The organism is Paracoccus sp. PARArs4 (assembly GCF_947311865.1).
GTDB lineage: Bacteria > Pseudomonadota > Alphaproteobacteria > Rhodobacterales > Rhodobacteraceae > Paracoccus > Paracoccus zeaxanthinifaciens.
Window position 1 is genome coordinate 16484 of sequence record NZ_CAMZMW010000011.1, and the last position, 19633, is coordinate 36116.

Genomic DNA, 19633 nt, shown 5'->3' on the forward strand with positions numbered 1-19633 from the left:
AAGGGGGCCCGAATGGCTGTCACGATCGAGGAACTTGCCCGCGCTCTGGATGCACGGATGTGGGGCGACGGCACCATCCGCGTCACCGGCGCAGGAGAGCCCGCCTCAACCGCGCCGGTAACCGAAGAGGGCGGCCAGATCGCATTGGCGATGGCCCCGAAATACGCCGACAGCCTGGCACCCGGCAGCGTCGCCCTGCTGGCCGAGGGGATGGACCCCGAGGTCCTGGGCCTGCGTGCCGCAATCTTTGCGCCCCGCCCCCGGCTGGTGATGGCGGGCCTGACCCGCGCCTTCGATCCCGGCCCCGACATCCCGGACGGCATCCACCCAAGCGCGGTGATCGACCCGAGCGCGACCATCGGCGAAGGCGCGGCCATCGCGCCCTTCGTGGTGATTGGCGCGGGCGTCACCATAGGCGCGCGGGTGCGCATCGGCGCACATGCCAGCATCGGTCGCGGCGCGCGGATCGGCGATGACGCGCTGCTGCATGCGGGCGTTCGGATCGGCCACGGGGTCGTCGCGGGCGACCGGCTGATCGTCCAGTCGAACGCGGTCATCGGCGGGGACGGCTTCTCGTTCGTTACCCCCGAGGAATCCGGCATCGAGGAGATCCGCCGCACGCTCGGGGCGCGGGCCGCGATCAACCAGCAGCACTGGACGCGGATCCACTCGCTCGGGACGGTCGAGATCGGCGACGATGTCGAAATCGGCGCCAATGCCACGATCGACCGCGGCACCATCCGCGCGACCCGCATCGGCAACGGCACCAAGATCGACAACCTGGTGATGCTGGGCCACAACGTCGTCATCGGCGATGACTGTCTTCTGTGCAGCCAGGTCGGCATCGCGGGATCGTCCAGGGTCGGCGACCGCGTCGTCCTTGCGGGCAAGGTCGGCGTCAACGACAATATCGAGATCGGCGACGACGTGATCGCGGGCGGCGCCAGCAAGATCTTCACGCGCGTGCCCTCGGGGCGCGTCGTCCTGGGCAACCCCGCCGTCAAGATGGAGACGCAGCTGGAAATCCAGAAAGCCGTCCGCCGTCTGCCACGTTTTTCGCAACAGCTGTCCAAGCTTCAGGAAATCGTTACACGCCTGTCGGAAAAGGACTGATAGGAGGCCACATGACTGACGACATCAAATCCCGCATCCGCGCCATCATCGCCGAACAGGCCATGCTGGAACCCGATCAGGTGACGGATGACGCCACGCCGGAAGAACTGGGCATCGACAGCCTGGGCCTGGTGGAATCGATATTCGCCATCGAGGAGGAGTTCGACATCTCGATCCCCTTCAACGCGAACGAGCCCGAGAAATCGGAATTCGACATCTCGAACATGGGCACCATCATCGCCGCGGTCGAGCGGCTGGTGGCGCAGAAGGCGGCATGAGCGGCAAGAAATCCGAGAAGGCCGCGCGGCCCAGCAAGGAAGCGCGGATCGATGCGGGGGTCGCGGCCCCCAAGGTCGCGACCAGCGCGGGCGAGCTGCGCCGTGACGGCCTGCGCCGCGTCGTGATCACCGGCGCGGGCACCATCAACGCGCTTGGCCATGACGTGAAGACCACGATGGAGGCCTATCGCGAGGGGCGCTGCGGGATCACCCAGCTGGAGTTTCGCGACGTGGAACGCCTGTCCATCCAGATCGGCGCGCAGGTCCACAACTGGTTGCCCGAGACCTATTTCAACCGCCAGCAGATCCTGCTCTATGACAAGTTCACGCAGTTCACGTTGCTTGCCGCCAAGCAGGCCGTGGAACAGTCGGGGCTGCATTTCGAAGGCGCGCTCGGCCTGCGGTCGGGCGTGATCCTGGGCACGGCGGGCGGCGGCCTGAACACCTGGGACGAGAATTATCGCGCCGTCTACGAAGAGGGCAAGAACCGCGTCCACCCCTTCGTCGTGCCCAAGCTGATGAACAACGCCGCCGCCAGCCATGTCAGCATGGAGTTCGGCCTGCGCGGTCCGGCCTTCACGGTCGCGACGGCCTGCGCCAGTTCGAACCACGCGATGGGTCTGGCGTTCCAGATGGTGCGGTCGGGTGCGGCCGAGGTGATGCTGTCGGGCGGGTCCGAGGCGATGCTGTGCTTTGGCGGCGTCAAGGCGTGGGAAGGGCTGCGCGTGATGTCCAAGGACGCCTGCCGCCCCTTCAGCGCCAACCGCAACGGCATGGTACAGGGCGAGGGTGCGGGCGTCTTCGTCTTCGAAAGCTATGAGCACGCCAAGGCCCGCGGCGCCGAGATCCTGGCCGAGGTCGTGGGCTTTGCCATGTCGTCGGACGCGCAGGACATCGTCATGCCCTCGGCCCAGGGGGCGGAACGCGCGATCAGCGGCGCGATCGCCGATGCGGGTCTGAACCCCGAGCAGGTCGGCTATATCAACGCGCACGGGACCGGAACGGCGGCGAATGACAAGACCGAATGTGCGGCGGTCGCGCGGGCCTTCGGGCATCATGCGGATCGGCTGATGATCAGCTCGACCAAGTCGATGCATGGACACCTGATCGGCGGGACCGGCGCGGTCGAACTGCTGGCCTGCATCATGGCGCTGCGCGACGGCGTGATCGCGCCGACGATCAATTACCAGGAGCCGGACCCGGAATGCGCGCTGGATGTCGTCCCGAACGAGGCCCGCGAGGCGAAGGTCGATGCGGTCCTGTCGAACGCCTTCGCCTTTGGCGGTCTGAACGCCGTTATCGCGCTGCGTCGCGCCTGACAACGTCCGTCCAGAAATGAAAAGGCCGCGCTGGATGGCGCGGCCTTTTGCATGTCTTGTCCAGCGATTACTCGGTTGGAGCCTCTTCGGTCTCTTCCTCGGGTTCGGCCTCGGCCTCGGGCGCCTGGGCATAGGCGGAAAGCTCGTCGAAGGCGGCGGTGAAGCCGGTCAGCGAGACGGGCAGGCGCACGGGCTTCTCGGGGTCGCCACCGAAGGGCAGCAGCTGCAGCGTCGCCTCGCGGCCGCCCTTCAGACCGGCCAGTTCGGCCTTGGTGAAGCCCAGGCGCGAAACGCAGCCGACCGGAGCGCAGAACGCGAAGGGATAGCCGCGAACCTCGCCGCCGTCGATCTGCATGCCGACGCCCTCGATCAGGTCCGTCTCGAGCGGCGCGACCAGCGTGGCACCGGCAGCGACATCACCATTCGTCAGCGGCACAAGCGAGAATTCGGCAACGGCGTTGTCGTTTTGGTCGCTCAGCAGCTTGTACATCTCGCAGGGGTCCTTGCCCTGGTCTGCGCGGATGCAGCGGATCATCCAGTCGCCATGCTCGGACTTGGCATAGTAGCTTCCGGGCGCTTCGCCTTCCTCGGCTGCGGCGCTTTGGGCGACGGCGGCCTCATCGGCGGGCGCCTCGTCCGCGGGCGTATCGGCGGCGGTCTCTGCCGTGGCATCGGCCTCGGACGTGTCTTCGGGCGCGTCCGTGCCGGCCTCTGCCGAGGCTTCGGGCTGCTCCTCGGACGGGGTCGCGTCCTGCGCCAGCGCGCTGTGGGTGAAGGCCGGAACGGCGATCAGGGCCAGCGCCGCGGCAAGTGCCTGCGAGGTGGTCTTGAGCATGTGTTTTCTTCCCTTTGCTCGATCCATTGCCGCGACCTAGCATGAGCCGCGCGGCTTGTCAGCGATTTACGGATCGAAGCTGGCATCACCATGCCTTGAGCACAAGCACCTGATGCATGGACGAAAATGCGAAAGGCCGCAGCTTTTGCTGCGGCCCATGCTTTCGCATTTCTCCCTGCCGGACTGGCCGGTCATCATTGCCTGCACGCTAGTCGCGATGGCGTGATCAGTCAACCATGCAGACATATCCTGAAGGTTACAAAAAGGGCCGCACCCGAAGGTGCGGCCAGTCTGGAAGGGAGGAACATCCGGCCCGACAGGCCACCGCGACCCGTGATCCGAACAATGGAAACTTGCCAAACGAAGGTTAAGAATGTCTTTTCGATGCGAGTGTTGCGCCCCGAGGAGGAAAGATGGCCGGGATTCTGGATCTTGAGAACGGCACCGCCTTCGTCGGCGGTGCAGGCGCCGAATACGCCACCCCCGAGACGATCCTGCTGCAATATGCCAACCGTCACGGCCTGATCGCGGGGGCGACGGGCACCGGCAAGACGGTGACGCTGCAGACCCTGGCCGAGAGCCTGTCGCTGGCGGGCGTTCCGGTGTTCCTGGCCGATGTGAAGGGCGATCTGTCGGGGCTTGCGCGCAGCGGGTCAGAAACGGCCAAGCTGCACGATGCCTTCGCATCACGCGCCGACCGCATCGGGCTGACGCTGGATTATCAGGATTTTCCGGTGACCTTCTGGGATGTCTGGGGCGAGCAGGGCCATCCCGTCCGCACCACCCCGGCCGAGATGGGCCCGCTGCTGCTGTCGCGCCTGATGGGCCTGACCCCCGCGCAGGAGGGGGTGATGAACATCGCCTTCCGCGTGGCCGACGAAGAGGCTCTGCCCCTGCTGGATCTGAAGGATCTGCAATCCATGCTGATCTGGGTCGGCCAGAACGCCTCGGACCTGTCGCTGCGCTATGGCAATGTCAGCACGGCCAGCGTCGGCGCGATTCAGCGCGCGCTGCTGGTGCTCGAGAACGAGGGCGGCTACCGCCTGTTCGGCGAGCCTGCGCTGGAACTGTCCGACCTGCTGCGATGCGATGCGAACGGCAAGGGCGTGATCAACGTGCTGGCCGCGGACAAGCTGATGAACGCGCCGCGGCTCTATGCGACGTTCCTGCTGTGGCTGCTGTCGGAACTGTTCGAGCAGCTGCCCGAGGTGGGCGATCCCGACCGCCCGAAGGCCGCGTTCTTCTTCGACGAGGCGCATCTGCTGTTCGACGACGCCCCCAAGGCGCTGGTCGAGAAGGTCGAACGCGTCGCGCGCCTGATCCGGTCCAAGGGGGTAAGCGTCTGGTTCGTCAGCCAGAACCCCGCCGATATTCCCGATGGCGTGCTGGGTCAGTTGGGCAACCGCGTGCAGCACGCGCTTCGCGCCTTCACCGCCAAGGACCAGAAGGCGCTGCGCGATGCGGCCGAGAACTATCGACCGAACCCCGATTTCGACATCGCGGATGCGATCCAGCAGGTCGGCACCGGTGAGGCCGTGACCTCGTTCCTGATGCGCAAGGGCCAGCCCGGCATCGCGCAACGCACGCTGATCAGGCCGCCCTTCAGCCAGCTGGGTCCGATCACTGCGGCCGAGCGCGCCGAGGTTCTGGTGAATTCCGCGATGGGGGTGAAATACGACAAGACGCTCGACCGCGAATCCGCCCACGAGATCCTGGCCCGACGCACCGCCGAAGCCGCGGCCAAGGCGGCCGAGGAGGAACGCGCCGACGACGACCTGTTCGACATGCCCGAAGGGCAGTCGGGCTATAACCGCGGTCGCAGATACGAGCCGCAGGCCCGACCGACCAAGACGAAACGTTCGAGCCGGTCGGACAGCATCGCCGAGACCTTCGGCAAGAGCCTGGCGCGGCAGTTGGGCACCCGCACCGGACAGGCGCTTGTCCGGGGCGTGCTGGGGTCGCTGCTGGGCAAGCGGCGTTAACAGGCGGCGCTTGCGGCTGGGGTCGCGGCGATCGCGGCGCGCGGACCAGGGTGCCGGGGCGGCGAAGCGCATCGTTCTGCGGGCGGGGACGGAACTGGATGACGTTGGCGGCATTGTGCATGGGTGCGGTCCTATCTGGTGCATGAAGGGACGCTGTCACAACCTATGCGGGTTTTGCCGCATGTTCTGACGCCGCCCGCGCCAAGGCAAGATTTCTTTAGGCGTTTGACCCTACAGTTTGATGGTGCGATCCGTCCTCAACATCCGAAGGATACCCTATAAGACAAGTTCGTCATGGAAGCGCCTTGATCGTCCTGCGCCGCATCCGCCGCTTCACGGCCAAGCGCGACGACATGCGGACTGCGGCCTGGCCGAGCGGATGGCGCTGAACGGCTGGGTTGTGCAGACGGGACAGGGCGGGCGGCTGCTGCGCTATGCCATCGCGCCTGCGGGACGCGATGCGCTGCGCAGGATGCTTCGCTCGGCGCGGCAGAAGGGTGCGGTTCCGGGCCATACCTCGTTCGATCACGCCGAACCCGTGATGAAGGGCATGGCCGAGGCGCATGCCGGTTTCGACCATGCCGACCGCCACCGCATCTGGGAAGAACGCACAGTCGAGGATCCCGAGGACGGCCAGCGTCGTCGGACCCGCGTCAATATCGCCGAAAGCCCGCTGCTGGTCATGGCGCGGCGCCGCGATCATCTGGGTCAGCCCTTCCTGACCGGCGATCAGGTCGCAGCGGGCGAACGCCTGCGCGAGGATTTCGAGCTTGCGCAGATGGGCCCGCGAGTCACCCAGAACTGGGACGGCTTCATGACGGCGGGCATCGACGTTTCGCATAATGGCGGTGCCTATCGCGGAGGCTCGGAATCGGCGCGCGACCGTGTTGCGATGGCGCTGCGAGAACTTGGCCCCGGACTGGGCGACGTGGTGCTGCGCGTCTGCTGCTTCCTCGAGGGGATCGAGCAGACGGAGCGCAGGCTGGGCTGGTCGGCGCGTTCCGGCAAGATCGTCCTGCGCCTCGCCCTGATGCGGCTGGAACGTCACTATTCCGAGACCTATGGCAAGGGCGCGCGCCTGATCGGCTGAGGGATGCGGCGAAACCGGGGGCCTTCGGGGCCCCGGTTTCGTGCCTCCTTGTCGTTTCCCCCGCATAGGGACTAGGGTCGCGGTCGTCCTTATACCATTTCCCGATCGCGGAACCCGATGAACATCACCCTCCGCCAATTGCGTTATTTCCTTTCACTTTGCGATCATGCGCATTTCACCCGCGCCGCCGAAGCGATCAACGTCACGCAGCCCGCGCTGTCGATGCAGATCCGCGCGTTGGAGGAGGAGATCGGCGCGAAGCTGGTCGAACGGACCAGCGGCGGCGTCGTCTTGACGCCGCAGGGCCGCACACTCGAGGAGCAGGCGCGGCGTGTTCTGGCCTCGATGGCGGGGTTGGAGCTGGCGGTCAGGAAGCCGGGGCAGGGCGGTCGCCTGATGCTGGGCATGATCCCCACCGTGGCGCCCTATCTTCTGCCCGCGGCGCTGCCGCTGCTGCGGGCGCGGGATATCGGCCGCGATCTCCACCTCCGCGAGGCGCAGACCGAGAAGCTGCTGGAGGAACTGTCGACCGGTCAGCTGGATGCCATCGTCGTGGCAAGCCCGCCGACCGATGCGTCCTTCCAGGCGGTTCCCCTGTTCACCGACCGCTTCCTGCTGGCGGGCAGCACGACGCGCATCGCCGAAATGCAGGGCCAGATGATCGAGCCGCGCGCCCTCGACCCCGGCCAGCTGCTGTTGCTGGACGAGGGGCATTGCCTTGGCGACCAGGCGCTGGAGGTCTGCGGCCTGGGCCGTGGGCGCGGTCGGCTGGACCTTGGCGCGGCGTCGCTTGCCACGCTGTGCAGGCTGGCCGCGCAGGGCATGGGCCTGACCTTCCTGCCCGAGATCGCGCGCGCCCAGGAACTGGCCGCGGCCCCCGGCCTGACGGCCATGCGCTTTCCCGAACCGCAGCCCCTGCGCGAGGTGCTGCTGCTGCGCCGGGCCTCGACTTCGGGGGATGGCTGGATCGACGATCTTGCGGGAATTCTGAGACAGGCTGCGGAACCCCTGCTGACCTGACGCGTGGCGCGTTGCCATTCCGGTGCGAAAGCCCTATTTCTGTGGCAACCGCGACCGAAAGGAATTGCTTTGCGCGACCTACGACTTCCGGATCAGCGCCACCCGGAAAAGGCGCACCGCCCCGATCAGGCACAGCCCCGCAAACCCGACTGGATCCGCGTCAAGGCGCCGACCTCGGAAGGGTACAAGCAGACGCGCGACCTTCTGCGCGAGAACCGGCTGTCCACCGTCTGCGAGGAAGCAGGCTGCCCGAATGTCGGCGAATGCTGGAGCCAGGGCCACGCCACCATGATGATCATGGGCGAGATCTGCACCCGTGGATGTACCTTCTGCAACGTGGCAACGGGCCGTCCGAACGATCTGGACGTGTTCGAGCCGGGCCGCGTGGCCCATGCCGTGCAGAAGCTGGGCCTGAACCACGTCGTCATCACCAGCGTCGACCGCGACGATCTGGACGATGGCGGGGCCGAACATTTCGCGCAGACGATCCGCGCGATCCGTCACCGCTCGCCCGATTCCACGATCGAGGTGCTGACGCCCGACTTCCTCAAGTCGAAGCCCGGTGCGCTGGAAACCGTGGTCGAGGCGCGGCCCGACGTGTTCAACCACAACCTGGAAACGGTGCCGGGGCTTTACACCTCGGTGCGTCCGGGCGCGCGGTATTTCCACTCGCTGCGCCTGCTGCAGCGGGTCAAGGAACTGGATCCCACGATGTTCACCAAGTCGGGCATCATGGTCGGCCTGGGCGAGGATCGCCCGAGCGTCCTGCAGGTCATGGATGACATGCGCGCCGCCGATATCGATTTCATCACTATCGGCCAGTATCTGCAGCCGACGCCGAAGCACCATCGCGTCGACCGCTTCGTCACCCCCGAGGAATTCGCGGGCTATGAAAAGGCCGCCTATGGCAAGGGCTTCCTGATGGTTTCAGCGACGCCGCTGACGCGTTCCTCCTATCACGCGGGCGACGATTTCGCGCGTCTTCGGCAGGCACGTCTGGAAAAGCTCGGCCGCGCCTGAGCGGTCTTGCATTTCCCCCGGACGCCGATTACGGATTTCCGGCGGGCGCATTGCGCCCGTTCCGGAAAGGCACCGGGGGAAACCCTTGGGGGCGTGGCGGAATGGTAGACGCGACGGATTCAAAATCCGTTTCAGCAATGAGTGTCGGTTCGAGTCCGACCGTCCCTACCATGCCTTTCCGATCCGATACCCTCCGCGCATTTTGTCGCAGATGATTGGAACGATTGCCGCAACTGCATTGTTGTCCATCCGAAGGTGATGAGCACCGAAGGAAAGGACGAAGCAATGGCAAATCCGAACCAGGTCAACGATCTGCAACGCGACGCGGCTGCCGCCGCCGACGAGGCCCGCAGCGATCTGCGCGAAGGCGCGAACAAGATCCGCGACGACATTCGCGAGACGGCGCAGAACATCCGAGAGAATGCCAGCACCGAACGCCTGATGGAAAAAGGGGCAGGGCTGGTGAACGAGGCCGCCGAAGCCGGTCGCGAATATGCCGACCGCGCACGTGCGACGGGTCGTGAATATACCGACCGCGCCCGCGCCGAGGCCGACCGTCTCTATGCCAAGGGTCAGCACATCGCGGAAGATGCAGGCGCCTATGCCGAGCTGCAGTATGACGAGGTGTCGAACATGGTGCGTCGCAACCCGGCGCAGGCGCTCGGCATTGCTGCGGGTGTCGGCTTCCTCGTCGGCCTGCTGATCTCGCGTCGCTGAGGTTCCGATGATCGAGTTCGCGCAGAACCTCAAGCGCGGCATCTCGGACAGCTTTCGTCGGACGGGAATGAAGATCGGTGGCGGCATCGTGGCCGCCATCGCCTTCGGCTTCCTGACGGCGGCGCTGTGGTCGTTCCTTGCGGTCGAGCTGGACTGGGGTTCTACCTTGGCATCGCTGGCGGTTGGTGGCGGCTTCCTTGTGATCGCGCTTGCGCTTTTCATCGCAGCGCGTAAACCACGCCACCGCATGCCGACCGGCGACGATCTCAAGCGAGAAGTCCAGGCCCGTGTCTCGCTTGCCAAGGATGCTGCGGTCGGCCAGGTCCGTTCGAAGTTCGACGAGGCTGTCCAGCCGCTGAAGGAAAAGGCCGAGCGGGCAGGGGCGACGCCCGAACGCGCAGCAGCGGTGCGGGATGGCGCTATCCACGGCGCCAGTCAGGTCGATCAGGCTGCAAGCACCAACCTAGGCAGCATGGGCAAGCTGATCGGCGCATTCGCCGTCGGGCTGACCATCGCATCGGCGATCCGAGGCCGCAACGACGACGATGACGACTTCGACGACATCATCTGAAAAGGGCGCCCCGTTCGGGCGCCCTTGTCCGTATCAGCCGTTGGCTTCGCGGATACGATCGGCCGCTTCCTTGTCGAAGGCGATGCCTTTCTGCTCGAACATCTGGTCAAGCTCGCCGGACAGCGTCATCTCGGTAATGATGTCGCATCCGCCCACGAACTCGCCCTTGATATAGAGCTGCGGGATCGTCGGCCAGTCCGAGAAGTCCTTGATACCCTGACGAATATCCTGATCGGCCAAGACGTTGATGTCCTGGTATCCGACATTCATGTAGTTCAGGACCCCGGCAACGCGGCTGGAGAAACCGCATTGCGGCATTTCCTTGGTGCCCTTCATGAACAGAACGACTTCGTTCGTGTCGATGGTTTCCTGGATCCGGGTGGTCACGTCGCTCATCGCGTGTATCCTTCCATTCGAAAGCCCGCCGATCAGGCGGGCCGATGTAAATTCGGTCGGGCAGGGGCCGTCAATCGGGGGCCTTGGTCGTCAGCGCCAGTGCGTGAAGCTCGCCGTTGCTGCCGTCCATCTTGCCCTTCAGCGCGGCATAGACCGCACGCTGCTGCTGGACCCTGTTCATTCCGCGAAAGGATGCGTCGATGACCTCGGCGGCATAGTGGTTGCCGTCGCCGGCCAGGTCGGTGATCGTGATCTGGGCGTCGGGAAAAGCCTCTCGGATCAGGGCTTCGATCTCATGCGCTTCAATCGCCATTCTACATCCTCGTATCGGTATTCCAAAGATGTAGGGGAAGCCAGAAGTGGCTGCAAGTGCAGGAGCGTTCCTGCGATGGGAACGCTCCTGTCAGGACGTTCAGTTGACGGTGCTGACGGCACCCACGGTTCCGCCGACGACGGCGCCAGCCGGACCTGCGACAGCTGCGCCGCTGACGCCGCCGGTGGCCGCGCGTTCCGTGACGGTATCGCCGCATGCTGCTAGGCCAAGCGTCGCTGCAAGGATCAGGATTGGTTTGAGACTGGACATCGAATGCTCCGATTTTCTGTTCCTGCAACACGACGCGCAAAGCCTTGCAGGGTTCCCCGCAGGGGACCATCAAGATATTTGGTAATCCGTATTATGCAACATTCAGACTTGTTGCTTGCGGTCGGCTGCATGCCGCGACACTCTCCGCCCGACATCTTGCGCCAAGGGCGTTCATGAACCTGGCGACGACTTACCACGAACTGAAAGGATCAGCCATGACGCCGGTCGTCTTCGATCTGGATGGCACGCTGGTGGACAGCGTCCCCGACATCCACGCATGTGCCGCGCTCACGCTGCAGGAATTCGACGCCGAGCCGCTTGGCGTGGACAGGATCCGCAGCTTTGTCGGTGGCGGCGTCGGCATGCTGTGGGACCGCATCATCGCGGCGACGACGCTGGACCTCGCGCGTCACGATGATTTCGTCGCGGCCTTCATGCGGCACTATCAGCAAGCGACCGCGCATTCGACGCTCTATCCGGGCGTGCTGAAATGTCTGCGGGATCTTCAGGCGGCTGGCCATCCGATCGGACTGTGCACGAACAAGCCGCTTGCTCCGACGCACAAGGTTCTGGACCATTTCGGTCTTGCGCCATTCATGGGCGTCGTGATCGCTGGCGACACGCAGCCGGAGCGCAAACCGCATCCTGCGCCCCTGACCGCGGCCTTCGAGGCGCTTGGCGGTCAGGGCATCTTCGTCGGCGACAGCGAGTTCGACGCCGATTGCGCCGCTGCCTTGTCGGTGCCGTTCCTTCTGTTCACCGAAGGCTATCGCAACACGCCGCTGGACCAGATGCGTCATGCCGCAAGCTTTGGCGATCATGCCGATCTGCCGGGCCTGGTTCGGCAGGCAGACGCGATGGCGCGCGCCTGACGGGCTGTTTTCTTGACACCGGGCGGCAACCGCGTCACTTCGATTGCGCAACCGTCCCAACCAGAGGTGCCACATGGACCTTCGCCAGCTGAATCCGAACCTTGCCGTGTCGCCGCAGATCATGCCGGAAGACGTGCCTGCGCTGGCCGAGGCCGGTTTCAAGGTCCTTGTGAACAACCGTCCCGACGACGAGGTCGGTCCCGATATCGACCATGATGTCATGGCGCAGGCCGCCGCCGATGCGGGGATGAGCTATCATTACCTGCCGTTTCATCCGGGGCAGATCACGCCCGACCTGATCTCGGATTTCGGGACGGCGGTCGAGGCGGGCGGCCCGGTCATCGCGTATTGCCGTTCGGGCAATCGGTGCACGGTCCTGTGGGCGCTGACCCAGGCCGGTCGCGTCCCCGCATCCGAGATCGTCGAGACTGCCGCCGGCGCAGGCTATGACATCAGCGGGATCCAGCCGCTGATCGAGTCGCTGGCCAGCCGCAAGGGCTGATACGGGCAGGGCGATCCCCCTGCCCTACCCTTTTCAGGCGATCAGGCGGGCACCCCGAGTGCCCTCTTGACATTCGCGGTCCAGCCAAGAAGGCGCAGATCCCCTGCCCGAATCGCGGGACGCTTCATCAGCGCGGGCTTGGCGCCGATCATGGCGACAGGCTCGCCCGCCCTCTCGTCCTCGGACATGCCGCGCCAGGTCAGGCTGGCCCGGTTGACGATCTTGTCGCCGAATTCCTCGTGCAGCGACTGACGTTCGTCCTCGGACAGCGGGTCCTTCTGGACATCCCTGAATTCGACCGTCCAGCCGTGCTCTTCCAGGGCCTTCTGCGCCTTCACGCAGGTCGAGCAATGGCCAAGTCCAAGCATTTGCAGCGTTTTTTCCGTCATCGGACCCTCGTTCACATCAGATCAGCGGGACGAAAGGTACGCCGCAGCCTGCAAGGGCCGCAAGTGCAAGGAAACCGACAAGAAGACGCATGAGAACCTCCGTAAGCGTTCGTTTCCTTCCTTCCATGCCGAAAGCGAGGGCTGCAACGGAAAACGGGCCCCGAGGGGCCCGTTCCGCATCACCTTGTCGATGGATCAGTCGACCATCGGAAGCAGCTTGTTCAGCGATTCCTTGGCATCGCCATAGAACATGCGCGTATTGTCCCTGAAGAACAGCGGGTTCTCGATCCCGGAATAGCCGGTGCCCTGCCCGCGCTTGCTGACGAAGACGTTCTTGGCCTTCCAGACCTCCAGCACGGGCATGCCTGCGATGGGGCTGTTCGGATCGTCCTGCGCCGCGGGGTTCACGATGTCGTTCGACCCGATGACGATGACCACGTCGGTCTGGGGGAAGTCGTCGTTGATCTCCTCCATCTCCAGCACGATGTCATAGGGGACCTTCGCCTCGGCCAGCAGCACGTTCATGTGGCCGGGAAGACGACCCGCGACCGGGTGGATCGCGAAGCGGACTTCCTTGCCGGCCGCGCGCAGCTTGCGGGTCAGTTCGCTGACCGCCCCCTGCGCCTGCGCGACGGCCATGCCGTAACCCGGCACGATGACCACGCTGTCCGCGTCGTTCAGCGCGGCGGCCACGCCATCCGCGTCGATGGCGATCTGCTCGCCCTCGATCTCGGCCGCGGGACCGGTTTCGCCGCCGAAGCCGCCCAGGATCACGCTGACGAAGTGGCGGTTCATCGCCTTGCACATGATATAGGACAGGATCGCACCCGACGAACCGACCAGTGCGCCGGTCACGATCAGCAGATCGTTCGACAGCGTGAAGCCGATCATCGCGGCGGCCCAACCCGAATAGCTGTTCAGCATCGAGACGACGACGGGCATGTCCGCCCCGCCGATCCCCATGATCAGGTGATAGCCGATGAAGAAGGCCAGCAGCGTCACCAGAACCAGCCAGAACAGCGCAGGCCCGACACCGGTGAAGTACAGCAGCCCGAAGACCAGCGACAGCGCGACGGCGCCCGCGTTCAACATGTGACCGCCCGGCAGCTTCTTCGGCTTGCCGTCGACGCGACCTGCCAGCTTGCCGAACGCCACGACCGAGCCGGTGAAGGTCACGGCACCGATGAAGATCCCGAGGAAGACCTCGATCTTCAGCATCGCGATTTCCGCCGGGGTCTTGTGCGCCAGGATCGCGGCAAAGCCTGCGAATTCATGGGCGGCACCCTCGGCCTTCATGCGCATGACGCGGCCAAGCTCGATCTGGGCGTTGAAGCCGACGAAGACCGCCGCAAGGCCGACAAGGCTGTGCATCGCGGCTACCAGCTGCGGCATCTCGGTCATCTGGACGCGCTTGGCGACGACCCAGCCGATCGCGCCGCCGATGGCGATCATGACCAGCGACAGGAACCAGTTGCCCGCGCCCGGTCCGAACAGCGTGGCGATGACGGCCAGCGCCATGCCCGCGATGCCGTACCAGATGGCGCGCTTCGCGCTTTCCTGTCCCGACAGCCCGCCGAGCGACAGGATGAACAGGACCGATGCGACCACATAGGCCGCGGTGGTGAATCCGTATTCCATTCCTGCCCCCTTACGACTTCTGGAACATGGCGAGCATGCGCCGGGTGACCATGAAGCCACCGAAGATGTTGACGCCCGCCATCAGCACGGCCAGCGCGCCCAGGATGACGACAAGCCACGACCCCGAGCCGATCTGCATCAGCGCGCCCAGGATGATGATCGAGCTGATCGCGTTGGTGATCGCCATCAGCGGCGTGTGCAGCGAATGGGCGACGTTCCAGATCACGCGGAAGCCGACGAAGCAGGCCAGCACGAAGACGATGAAATGCGACATGAAGCTTGCGGGCGCGACAAGGCCCACCAGCAGCACCAGCAGACCGCCGCCCAGCAGCAGGCCGACCTGGCTGCGCGTCTCGGCCTTGAAGGCCGCTGCCTCGGCGGCCTTGCGTTCCTCGGGCGTCAGCTCCTTCTTCTTCTCCTTGGGCTTCTGGGCCGCGATGGCCGCGACCTTGGGCGGAGGGGGCGGCCAGGTCACGTCGTGATCATGGGCGACGGTCGCCCCGCGGATCACGTCATCCTCCATGTTGTGATCGAAGACGCCGTCCTTGCCGGGGGTCAGATCGGTCACGAAGTGGCGGATGTTGTTGCCATACAGCTCGGATGCCTGCGCGCCCATGCGCGACGGGAAATCGGTATAGCCGATGACGACGACGCCGTTGTCGGTCACGATCCGCTCGTCCTGGACGGTCAGTTCGCAATTGCCGCCCTTCTCGGCGGCCAGATCGACGATCACGCTGCCGGGCTTCATCGCCGCGACCATGTCGGCGGTCCAAAGGACCGGCGCGTCGCGGCCCGGGATCAGCGCGGTGGTGATGACCACGTCCATCTGCGGCGCCAGCTCGCGGAACTTCTCAAGCTGCTTCTCGCGGAATTCGGGGCTGGAGGGCGCGGCATAGCCGCCCGTCGCCGCACCGTCGCTGACACCCTCGTCGAATTCGAGGAAGACGAACTCGGCGCCCATGCTCTCGATCTGCTCGGCCACTTCGGGACGCACGTCGAAGGCGTGGACCTGCGCGCCCAGGCTGACCGAGGTGCCGATGGCCGCAAGACCCGCGACCCCTGCGCCCACGACCAGCACCTTGGCGGGCGGAACCTTGCCCGCGGCGGTCACCTGGCCGGTGAAGAAGCGCCCAAAATTGTTCGCGGCCTCGATCACCGAGCGGTAGCCCGCGATATTCGCCATCGAGGACAGCGCGTCCATCTTCTGCGCGCGGCTGATGCGCGGGACCATGTCCATCGCGATCGCGGTGATGCCCTGATCCTTGGCCTTCGCCAGCAGTTCCTGGTTCTGCGCCGGATAGAAGAACGAGATCAGAGTCTGTCCTTCGCGCATCTCGCCGATCTCGGCCTCGGTCGGCTGGCGGACCTTGGCCACCATGTCCACCGCGGCGATCAGCTCTGCCGCGGTCTGGCAGACGGTCACGCCCGCCGCGCGGTAATCGTCGTCGGAAAATCCGGCGCGGTCGCCCGCCCCGCTCTCGACGAAGACCTCGTGCCCCAGCTTGGCCATATGGCCCGCCGAGGACGGAGTGATCGCGACACGCGCCTCTCCGTCGAAGCCCTCGCGCAATGCGCCAATCTTCATGATCCGAACGTCCCCCATCGTTTTTGTCACTGTCGCGGCGACTTGTAGCACCGCGCAACATTCTTTCACAAGTCGATGGGGCTGTGCACTGCCGGAAACAGTGTCGTGGCGTCACGATTTTCGAATGTGACGCGCATGAAAAAGGCCCGGCGCGATGCCGGGCCTTTCTTGTCCTTGGTGCGTCCGCGGATCAGTTCGCGGGTGCGGTCGTTTCGGCTTCCTCGGCGGGAACGGCGGGTTCGGTGCTCAGCGCGTCGTCGACGGCCTGTGCGGCCTCGTCGGCTGCTTCGCGTGCAGCGTCGGCGGCGTTCGATGCAGCTTCGGCAGCGCTGTCCAGTGCGCTGTCGATCGCGCTGCCAGCCTCGCCAGCGGCCTCGTCAGCCGCTGCGGCGGCATCGTCGGCGGCAGCCTCGGCTTCGTCGGCTGCGTTGTCGGCAGCGGCGGCGGCATCGTCGGTCGCCTCGTCAGCGGTCGCTGCGGCGTCGTCGGTCGCCTCGTCGGCTGCGGCTGCCGCATCCTCGGCGGCTGCTTCGGTGGCGGCGGCGGCATCCTCGGCGGCCTGCTCGGCCTCGACGGCGGCGTCGTCAGCGGCTTCGGCAGCGCCCTCGGCACCGGCTTCCAGCTGGTCCTCGGCCTCGGCGGTGGCTTCGGCTGCCTCGTCCGCGGGCTGCTCGGGCTCGACCTGCTCGGCACCGGTGGTGGCCTCGGCCTCGGCTGCGGCGTTGTCGGCCTCCCCCTCGGGCTCGGCGACCGGCTCGGGCGCTTCCTCGGTCGTGGTCACGGTGGTGGTGTCACCTTCGACGACGGTATCGTCGGTCGTGAAGCGCTGCAGGACGAAATAGGCCAGCGCCAGCGCCAGCAGCACGCCGATGATCAGCGGCAGCGCCGAGGAACGGCGCTCGACCGGCTCCACATAGGTTTCCTGGTGACGATCGGTGTTCTTCGGATCGTTGGGATCATGGCTCATGCGGATCTCCAGTTCTGTTTTCTCGTTATGCCCCTCTGGCGCAAGCCTTTTTGATACCGGGCGGCATCGCGCTGTCAATCGCCGACGGGCGCAGTCCGACTTGCGGGCAGACCATCTGCCCATTAACACGATGGCAAGGCAGGGGTTCCCTCCTGCAGGACAAATGGAAGCAAAGGCCCGACATGCCCTCGCCGATTTCACAGCCCGTCCAACTTCTGGCGGATTACCGTCCCTACCCCTTCATCCTGTCGGAGACGCGTCTGGACGTGACGCTGGACCCGCAGGCGACGCTGGTCGCCGCGGCGATCGACATGGCCCCGCGCGACGGCCTCGAGGATCTGGTCCTCGATGGCGGATCGGGGGTGCAGCTTCTGTCGCTGGCCATCGACGGGACCGCCCCCGACGACGCGCATGTGACGCGCGACGACGAAAGGCTGGTGATCGCGGCGGCGGCCCTGCCCGACGGCCCCTTCACGCTGGAGACGCAGGTCCGCATCGACCCCGCCGCGAATACCGCGTTCGAGGGGCTGTACCTGTCCGGCGGCATCTTCTGCACCCAGTGCGAGGCCGAGGGCTTCCGCCACATCACCTTCTATCCCGACCGCCCGGACGTGATGACGACCTTCCGCGTCACGATCCGCAGCGACAAGCCGGTGCTGCTGTCGAACGGCAACCCCGTCCGGCAGGAACCCGGCCTGGCCGAATGGCACGACCCCTGGCCGAAGCCCGCCTATCTGTTCGCGCTGGTCGCGGGGGATCTGACGGCCGTCAGCGACAGCTTCGTCACGAAATCGGGCCGCGACGTGGCGCTGAACGTCTGGGTGCGTCCCGGCGATCAGGACCGCGCAGGCTTTGCCATGGAATCGCTGATCAAGTCGATGCGGTGGGACGAGGATGTCTATGGCCGCGAATACGACCTGGACGTGTTCAACATCGTCGCCGTCGATGACTTCAACATGGGCGCGATGGAGAACAAGGGCCTCAATATCTTCAACTCGAAGCTGGTGCTGGCAAGCCCGGAGACCGCGACGGATACCGATTACGAACGGATCGAGGCGGTCATCGCGCATGAATATTTCCACAACTGGACCGGCAACCGGATCACCTGCCGCGACTGGTTCCAGCTGTGCCTCAAGGAAGGGCTGACCGTCTTCCGCGACCAGCAGTTCACCAGCGACATGCGCAGCGCCCCGGTCAAGCGGATCGAGGATGTCCGCACGCTCCGCGCCCGCCAGTTCCGCGAGGATCAGGGCCCGCTGGCGCATCCCCCGCGCCCCGACCGCTACGAAGAGATCAACAATTTCTACACCGCCACCGTCTACGAGAAGGGCGCCGAGGTGATCGGCATGCTCAGGCGTCTCGTGGGCAAGGACGGTTATGCAAGGGCGCTGGACCTGTATTTCGAACGCCACGACGGCGATGCCGCCACGATCGAGGATTGGCTGAAGGTCTTCGAGGACGCGACGGGTCGCGACCTGGGCCAGTTCAAGCGCTGGTACACCGACGCGGGCACGCCGCGCCTGACCATGACCGAGCATTGGTCCGACGGCACCCTCACGCTGGATTTCGCGCAATCGACCGCGCCGACGCCCGGACAGCCTGACAAGCCCGCACGCGTGATCCCCATCGCCGTCGGCCTGATCGGCCCGAATGGCGAAGAAGTCCTGCCGACGCGCATCCTCGAGATGACCGAAGACAGCCAGAGCTTCGCCTTCGAGGGGCTGGGCGCGCGTCCGGTCGTGTCGGTCCTGCGCGGCTTCTCGGCGCCGGTGATGCTGGAACGCCAGATCGACGACGAAACCCGCGCCTTCCTGCTGGCGCATGACACCGACCCCTTCGCCCGGTGGGAAGCCGGCCGAGAGCTTGCGCTGTCCGCGCTGACGCGGCTGGCGCGGGGTCAGGATGCGGGCGGCGAATATGTCGATGCGATCGGCGCGCTGGCGGGCGACGACGCGGCGGACCCGGCCTTCCGAGCGCTGTGCCTTGCGCTGCCCTCGGACGAGGAAATCGCGACGCGCCTGACCGCGCAGGGCCACGTCCCCGACCCGGATGCGATCCATGATGCCCGCGACGGCCTTGCGCGCCGTATCGCCACGACGCATCGCGACCTGCTGGAACGGCTCTATGACGCGATGGAGGTCACGGGCCCCTACAGCCCCGACGCCGATGGCGCGGCCCGCCGTGCGCTGCGGCTGGCCGCGCTTGGGCTGCTGGGCCGGATCGACGGCGGCGAACGCGCGCAGGTCCTGTTCGGCGCGGCGGGCAACATGACCGAGCGCATGGGCGCGCTGTCGGTGCTGATCCGCCAGGGCGCCGCGCAGGGTGCGCTGGATGCGATGCTGGCCGAATTCGGCGACAACCGGCTGGTCATGGACAAGTGGTTCGCCGTCCAGCCGATGGCCGCATCCCCACGCGATGCAGCAGACGTGGCCGCGACGCTGGCCGCACGCGACGATTTCGACTGGAAGAACCCCAACCGGTTCCGCTCGTTGATCGGCGGGCTGGCCGCGAACCATGCGGGCTTCCATGCAGCGGACGGTTCGGGCTATGATTTCACGGCGGATTGGCTGATCCGGATGGACGAGGTCAACCCGCAGATCGCCGCGCGCATGTCCACCGCGTTCGAGACGTGGCCGCGCTATGATGACGGTCGCCGGGCGAATGCCCTGGCCGCCTTGGAACGGATTGCCGCCCGAAAGGGTTTGAGCCGCAATACGCGCGAAATGGTGTCGCGCATGATTGCGGCCGGTGCCTGA

Annotated in this window: 19 protein-coding genes, 1 tRNA gene and 1 pseudogene; 13 read left to right on the plus strand and 8 right to left on the minus strand. The window is 65.8% G+C overall.

Annotated features, from left to right (window positions below; all coding sequences use genetic code 11):
* The first annotated feature begins 12 nt into the window (after positions 1-12).
* The 3 genes from lpxD (at position 13) to QMZ16_RS10510 (ending at position 2710) form a co-directional block, all read left to right on the plus strand.
* The gene (gene lpxD, locus QMZ16_RS10500) at positions 13-1113 is read left to right on the plus strand and encodes a UDP-3-O-(3-hydroxymyristoyl)glucosamine N-acyltransferase (protein ID WP_282603212.1); all 1101 of its coding nucleotides are present in this window, start codon (positions 13-15) and stop codon (positions 1111-1113) included.
* A gap of 11 nt (positions 1114-1124) precedes the next feature.
* Positions 1125-1391 (plus strand): acyl carrier protein, encoded by a 267-nt coding sequence (locus QMZ16_RS10505; RefSeq protein ID WP_022707659.1) that lies wholly within the window; start codon positions 1125-1127, stop codon positions 1389-1391.
* 110 nt (positions 1392-1501) lie between these two features.
* Entirely contained in the window at positions 1502-2710 is a 1209-nt protein-coding gene (locus tag QMZ16_RS10510; protein WP_282603283.1) for a beta-ketoacyl-[acyl-carrier-protein] synthase family protein, read from the plus strand.
* Positions 2711-2777: 67 nt separating this feature from the next.
* On the opposite strand, the gene QMZ16_RS10515 is transcribed toward QMZ16_RS10510, so the two are convergent.
* Positions 2778-3545: an invasion associated locus B family protein gene (locus QMZ16_RS10515; RefSeq protein WP_282603213.1), complete on the minus strand. Its 768-nt coding sequence runs from the start codon at positions 3543-3545 to the stop codon at positions 2778-2780.
* A gap of 413 nt (positions 3546-3958) precedes the next feature.
* On the opposite strand from QMZ16_RS10515, the gene QMZ16_RS10520 reads away from it, so the two are divergent.
* From QMZ16_RS10520 to QMZ16_RS10550, 7 genes and pseudogenes are all read left to right on the plus strand, one after another.
* A complete protein-coding gene (locus tag QMZ16_RS10520; protein ID WP_282603214.1) occupies positions 3959-5527 on the plus strand; it encodes a helicase HerA-like domain-containing protein in 1569 nt (522 codons plus the stop codon).
* Positions 5528-6071: 544 nt separating this feature from the next.
* Positions 6072-6617: pseudogene (locus QMZ16_RS10525) on the plus strand (DUF6456 domain-containing protein); the annotation flags it as partial.
* Between the two features lie 117 nt (positions 6618-6734).
* Positions 6735-7637: a LysR substrate-binding domain-containing protein gene (locus QMZ16_RS10530; protein ID WP_282603215.1), complete on the plus strand. Its 903-nt coding sequence runs from the start codon at positions 6735-6737 to the stop codon at positions 7635-7637.
* Between the two features lie 69 nt (positions 7638-7706).
* Positions 7707-8657 carry a lipoyl synthase gene (lipA, locus tag QMZ16_RS10535; RefSeq protein ID WP_022707653.1) on the plus strand — a complete coding sequence of 317 codons (951 nt, stop codon included), beginning with the start codon at positions 7707-7709 and terminating at the stop codon, positions 8655-8657.
* A gap of 87 nt (positions 8658-8744) precedes the next feature.
* Positions 8745-8828 (plus strand) — tRNA-Leu (locus tag QMZ16_RS10540).
* Between the two features lie 114 nt (positions 8829-8942).
* Positions 8943-9374, plus strand: a complete 432-nt coding sequence (locus QMZ16_RS10545; RefSeq protein WP_282603216.1) for a DUF883 domain-containing protein — start codon at positions 8943-8945, stop codon at positions 9372-9374.
* 7 nt (positions 9375-9381) lie between these two features.
* Positions 9382-9945, plus strand: coding sequence for a phage holin family protein (locus QMZ16_RS10550; RefSeq protein ID WP_282603217.1), 564 nt, complete (start codon positions 9382-9384; stop codon positions 9943-9945).
* Positions 9946-9978: 33 nt separating this feature from the next.
* Here the strand turns inward: QMZ16_RS10550 and grxD are convergent, their stop codons facing one another.
* The 3 genes from grxD to QMZ16_RS10565 all read right to left on the minus strand — a co-directional run bounded on the left by grxD (position 9979) and on the right by QMZ16_RS10565 (position 10924).
* A complete protein-coding gene (gene grxD / locus QMZ16_RS10555; protein ID WP_022707650.1) occupies positions 9979-10341 on the minus strand; it encodes a Grx4 family monothiol glutaredoxin in 363 nt (120 codons plus the stop codon).
* A 70-nt stretch (positions 10342-10411) separates the two neighbouring features.
* Positions 10412-10654 carry a BolA family transcriptional regulator gene (locus QMZ16_RS10560; protein ID WP_022707649.1) on the minus strand — a complete coding sequence of 81 codons (243 nt, stop codon included), beginning with the start codon at positions 10652-10654 and terminating at the stop codon, positions 10412-10414.
* A 99-nt stretch (positions 10655-10753) separates the two neighbouring features.
* Positions 10754-10924: a hypothetical protein gene (locus tag QMZ16_RS10565; RefSeq protein ID WP_169447690.1), complete on the minus strand. Its 171-nt coding sequence runs from the start codon at positions 10922-10924 to the stop codon at positions 10754-10756.
* Positions 10925-11139: 215 nt separating this feature from the next.
* Between QMZ16_RS10565 and gph the strand changes: the two genes are divergently transcribed.
* Positions 11140-11796, plus strand: coding sequence for a phosphoglycolate phosphatase (gene gph / locus QMZ16_RS10570; protein ID WP_282603218.1), 657 nt, complete (start codon positions 11140-11142; stop codon positions 11794-11796).
* A 73-nt stretch (positions 11797-11869) separates the two neighbouring features.
* Positions 11870-12298, plus strand: coding sequence for a TIGR01244 family sulfur transferase (locus QMZ16_RS10575; RefSeq protein ID WP_282603219.1), 429 nt, complete (start codon positions 11870-11872; stop codon positions 12296-12298).
* 41 nt (positions 12299-12339) lie between these two features.
* Here QMZ16_RS10575 and QMZ16_RS10580 read toward each other — a convergent pair whose 3' ends face one another.
* From QMZ16_RS10580 to QMZ16_RS10595, 4 genes are all read right to left on the minus strand, one after another.
* Positions 12340-12666: a glutaredoxin domain-containing protein gene (locus QMZ16_RS10580; RefSeq protein WP_282603220.1), complete on the minus strand. Its 327-nt coding sequence runs from the start codon at positions 12664-12666 to the stop codon at positions 12340-12342.
* Between the two features lie 216 nt (positions 12667-12882).
* Positions 12883-14325 (minus strand): NAD(P)(+) transhydrogenase (Re/Si-specific) subunit beta, encoded by a 1443-nt coding sequence (locus tag QMZ16_RS10585; protein WP_282603221.1) that lies wholly within the window; start codon positions 14323-14325, stop codon positions 12883-12885.
* Between the two features lie 10 nt (positions 14326-14335).
* Positions 14336-15910, minus strand: coding sequence for a Re/Si-specific NAD(P)(+) transhydrogenase subunit alpha (locus QMZ16_RS10590; RefSeq protein WP_282603222.1), 1575 nt, complete (start codon positions 15908-15910; stop codon positions 14336-14338).
* Between the two features lie 190 nt (positions 15911-16100).
* Positions 16101-16877, minus strand: a complete 777-nt coding sequence (locus tag QMZ16_RS10595; RefSeq protein ID WP_282603223.1) for a hypothetical protein — start codon at positions 16875-16877, stop codon at positions 16101-16103.
* 182 nt (positions 16878-17059) lie between these two features.
* Between QMZ16_RS10595 and pepN the strand changes: the two genes are divergently transcribed.
* Positions 17060-19633, plus strand: coding sequence for an aminopeptidase N (gene pepN / locus QMZ16_RS10600; protein ID WP_282603224.1), 2574 nt, complete (start codon positions 17060-17062; stop codon positions 19631-19633).